At 73.7% G+C, this 3,386-nt stretch carries 5 protein-coding genes; all 5 read right to left on the bottom strand.

Features of this window, described 5'->3' with window-relative positions; all coding sequences use genetic code 11:
- Positions 1 to 368, bottom strand: a 368-nt coding sequence (locus DKT69_RS16915; protein ID WP_109802501.1) for a GntR family transcriptional regulator, incomplete at its 3' end; no start/stop codon positions are given.
- 1 nt (position 369) lies between these two features.
- Complete coding sequence (locus tag DKT69_RS16910) at positions 370 to 1,305, bottom strand: YihY/virulence factor BrkB family protein (RefSeq protein WP_109802502.1); 936 nt, start codon at positions 1,303 to 1,305, stop codon at positions 370 to 372.
- Positions 1,306 to 1,362: 57 nt separating this feature from the next.
- On the bottom strand, positions 1,363 to 1,908 hold the full coding sequence (locus DKT69_RS16905) for a 2'-5' RNA ligase family protein (protein WP_236647973.1): 546 nt from the start codon (positions 1,906 to 1,908) through the stop codon (positions 1,363 to 1,365).
- A 60-nt stretch (positions 1,909 to 1,968) separates the two neighbouring features.
- Complete coding sequence (gene trpS / locus DKT69_RS16900) at positions 1,969 to 2,994, bottom strand: tryptophan--tRNA ligase (protein WP_109802499.1); 1,026 nt, start codon at positions 2,992 to 2,994, stop codon at positions 1,969 to 1,971.
- A 33-nt stretch (positions 2,995 to 3,027) separates the two neighbouring features.
- A partial coding sequence (locus DKT69_RS16895) for an HlyC/CorC family transporter associated domain-containing protein (protein ID WP_304598691.1) occupies positions 3,028 to 3,386 on the bottom strand: 359 nt, incomplete at its 5' end.

Raw genomic sequence — 3,386 nt, 5'->3', positions numbered from 1 at the left:
CTGCCGGGGTGGGTGGCCTCCAGGGCGGCGCGGACCAGGGCCAGCGCCCGGTCCGGCGGGACGCCGAGTCGCAGTGCCTCGGCGGCGTACCCGGCGGCGGCATGGTGCAACCGGTCGGTCGCGTCGTCGCGTCCCGGCGCCACCACGGTGCCGTGCCGGCCCCGGGTCTCCACCAGCCCGGCGGCCTCCAGCTCCCGGTACGCCCGGGCCACCGTGTTCACCGCCAGGCCGAGGTCGGTGGCGAGCTGCCGGACGGCGGGCAGCCGGGTGCCGACCGGCAGCCGGCCGTCCCCGATCATCCGGGAGAGCTGCCCGCGCACCTGCTCGTACGGCGGCACCGCCGAGGTTGGGTCGATCCGGATCCGCATGTCAGCCCGCCCCGCCCGGCGTACCCGGTTCGGTCTCCTCGTCGACTTCCACGTCCACCTCCGCGGCCGAGCCGCCCTCCGCCAGATCCACCACCCGGCCGTACCGGCTGGTGGCGGCCAGGGCCGCGCCGAAGAGCACCAACTGGTTGAGCAGGTAGAGGTAGAGCAGCAGCCCGACCGCGGTCGCCACCACGGTGTACGCCGGGTTCCGCTCGGTCCGCACCACGTAGTAGCGCCCCACGGTGTTCAGCAGGGTGATGCCGACGGCGACCGCCAGGACGACCGGCCGGAGCCGGCGGCGGCTCATCCGCAGCCGGGGCACCGCCACCAGCAGCGCGGTGGCCAGCACCGCGTTGATCAGGACGCTGAGCACCGCGCTGACCGTGGTCAGCCCGAGCGACCCGGTGCTGCGCAGCAGGAAGCGCAGCAGCGACTCCAGCGCGTCGACGGCGGCCACCGAGACGCCGAGCAGCACGAAGACCGCCACCATCACGCCCAGGTCGACCACGCGGCGGACCACCAGGTTGCCGGGCTGCTGGTTGAAGCCGTACATCAGCCGCTGTGAGGAGCGGATCGCCTCCACCCACCCGATTCCGGTGATGACCAGGATGATCAGGCCGATCACCCCGACGGTGTTGCTGCTCTGCGCGATCTGCTGCGGGTCCAGGAAGGGCAGATTCTCGTCGAGGAAGTCCGCCACCGCCTTGCTGACCTCGTCGTTGTCCTGCAGGATCGCGCCGAAGATCCAGTACCCGACCAGCGCCAGCGCGAAGACCGCGAAGAAGCCGTAGTAGGCGATCGCCGCCGCGAGCCGGCCGCCCAGCACCTCGCCGTAGAGCGTCCCGGCCCGCCAGAGGTGGTCGAAGGCCGCCGAGCGCCGCCGGACCGCGTCCACCCGGCGGCCGAGGCTGGCCTCGATCCGGCCGATCACGTTCACCACGTCATCCTCGCCGATCCGGAGGCGGCACGCGGGCAGCCGGGCCGCGCGTTCAGCTCAGCCGCCGAGCCGGAAGTCCCGGCGGGGCTGCCACCGGGTCTGCCCGCTGTGCGAGAAGAGGGTGAACGCCTCCACCTCGAACAGCGCGGAGAAGTCGGCCAGGTCCTCGTACGCCCGGTCCAGCGCCTCCGGGGCGACGTCCTGCGCCACCGTGACGTGCGGGTGGTACGGGAAGCGGGCCTCGCGGTGCAGCTCGGGCGCCGCGCGGATCGCCGCGGCGAGCAGCTCGCACTCGCTGATCCCGGCCGCCACCGCCACGAAGACCACCTGGGTCACCGGCCGGAACGTGCCGGTGCCCCGCAGGTGCAGGGTGAACGGCAGGTGGGCGGTGGCCACCTCGGCGAGGTGCTTCTCGACCGCCGGCAGCGCCGCCACCGGGATCTCGGTCGGCCCGAGCAGCGTCACGTGGGCCGGGACGGCCTGCGGGTCGCCGGCCTCGACCCGGCGGCGGGTCAGCATCCCGCCCCACGGCTCGGGGATGTCCACCGCGATCCCGATCTGGATGGTGTCGCCGGCGTCCGGCGCCCCGTCCCTGCGATCCACGCTCCGCGCCACCCCTCCGGCCACCGACTGGTCTCCACCCGTTCCGTCGCGCCCGGACCGCTACTCGAAGCGGACCGGCGGGAAGAACCCGACCCGCTCGTACGCCGTCCGCAGCGTCGCCGCGGCGACCGCGCGGGCCTTCTCGGCGCCGTGGGCGAGCAGCTTGTCCAGCTGGGCCGGGTCGTCCAGGTAGGCGCGGGTGCGCTCCTGGATCGGGGTGACGAACTCCCGCACCACCTCGGCGAGGTCCTTCTTGAGGTCGCCGTACCCCTTGCCCGCGTACGCGGCCACCAGCTCGTCGATGGTCCGGCCGGAGAGCGCGGAGTAGATGGTGAGCAGGTTGGAGATGCCCGGCTTGGTCTCGGCGTCGAAGACGATCTCGCGGCCGGTGTCGGTGACCGCCGAGCGGATCTTCTTGGCCGAGCGGGCCGGGTCCTCGAGCAGGTCGATGATGCCGGCCGGCGAGGAGGACGACTTCGACATCTTGGCCGTCGGGTCCTGCAGGTCGGTGATCTTCGCGGTGTCCTTGACGATGTGCGGCGCGGGCACCGTGAAGGTGGGCCCGAACAGCGAGTTGAACCGCTGGGCCAGGTCCCGGGACAGCTCCAGGTGCTGGCGCTGGTCCTCGCCGACCGGGACGGCGTTGGCCTGGTAGAGCAGGATGTCCGCGGCCTGCAGGATCGGGTACGTGAACAGGCCCACGCTGGCCCGCTCGCTGCCCTGCTTCTGCGACTTGTCCTTGAACTGGGTCATCCGGCCGGCCTCGCCGAAGCCGGTGATGCAGCCGAGCACCCAGGCCAGCTGCGGGTGCTCGGGCACCTGCGACTGGACGAACAGGGTGCTGCGGTCCGGGTCGAGCCCGACCGCGAAGAGCTGGGCCGCCGCGACCCGGGACCGCTGCTTGAGCACCTTCGGGTCGTGCCCCGCGGTGATCGCGTGCAGGTCCACCACGCAGTAGAACGCGTCGTGCGTCTCCTGCAGCGCCACCCAGTGCCGTACCGCGCCCAGGTAGTTGCCGAGGTGGAACGAGTCGGCCGTCGGCTGGATGCCGGAGAAGACGCGCGGGCGGGCGGGTACGTCGGACATGCCGGCAATTCTGTCAGCAACGCCCGGCGTACGTCATGACGGGCCGGCGGGTCGGCTCTCCGCCGGCACCGCGGGGGCGGTGACCTCGCGCCGTTGCTCGGGCAGCCGCGCCGCGGAGACGGCGAGCCGGGACACCCGCCGCCCGTCGAGGGCGAGCACCCGCAGCAGCCAGCCGCCGGGCGGGCCGTCCGGGTCGGGTGCGGCCGGCTCGTCCGGCCCGGGGGTCACCGGGACCTCGTCCCCGGCGACCGGGAGCCGGCCCAGGGCGGCCATCACGAAGCCGCCGACGGTCTCGTACGGTCCGGCGGGCAGCGGGACGCCGGTGCGCTCGGCGAAGTCGGCGAGGTTGAGCCGCCCGTCGACGACGGCGGGCAGGCCGGCGTGGGCCGGGT

This window comes from Micromonospora sicca (assembly GCF_003172935.1).
GTDB classification, from domain to species: domain Bacteria; phylum Actinomycetota; class Actinomycetes; order Mycobacteriales; family Micromonosporaceae; genus Micromonospora; species Micromonospora sicca.
This window is presented reverse-complemented; position numbering and strand designations above follow the sequence as displayed.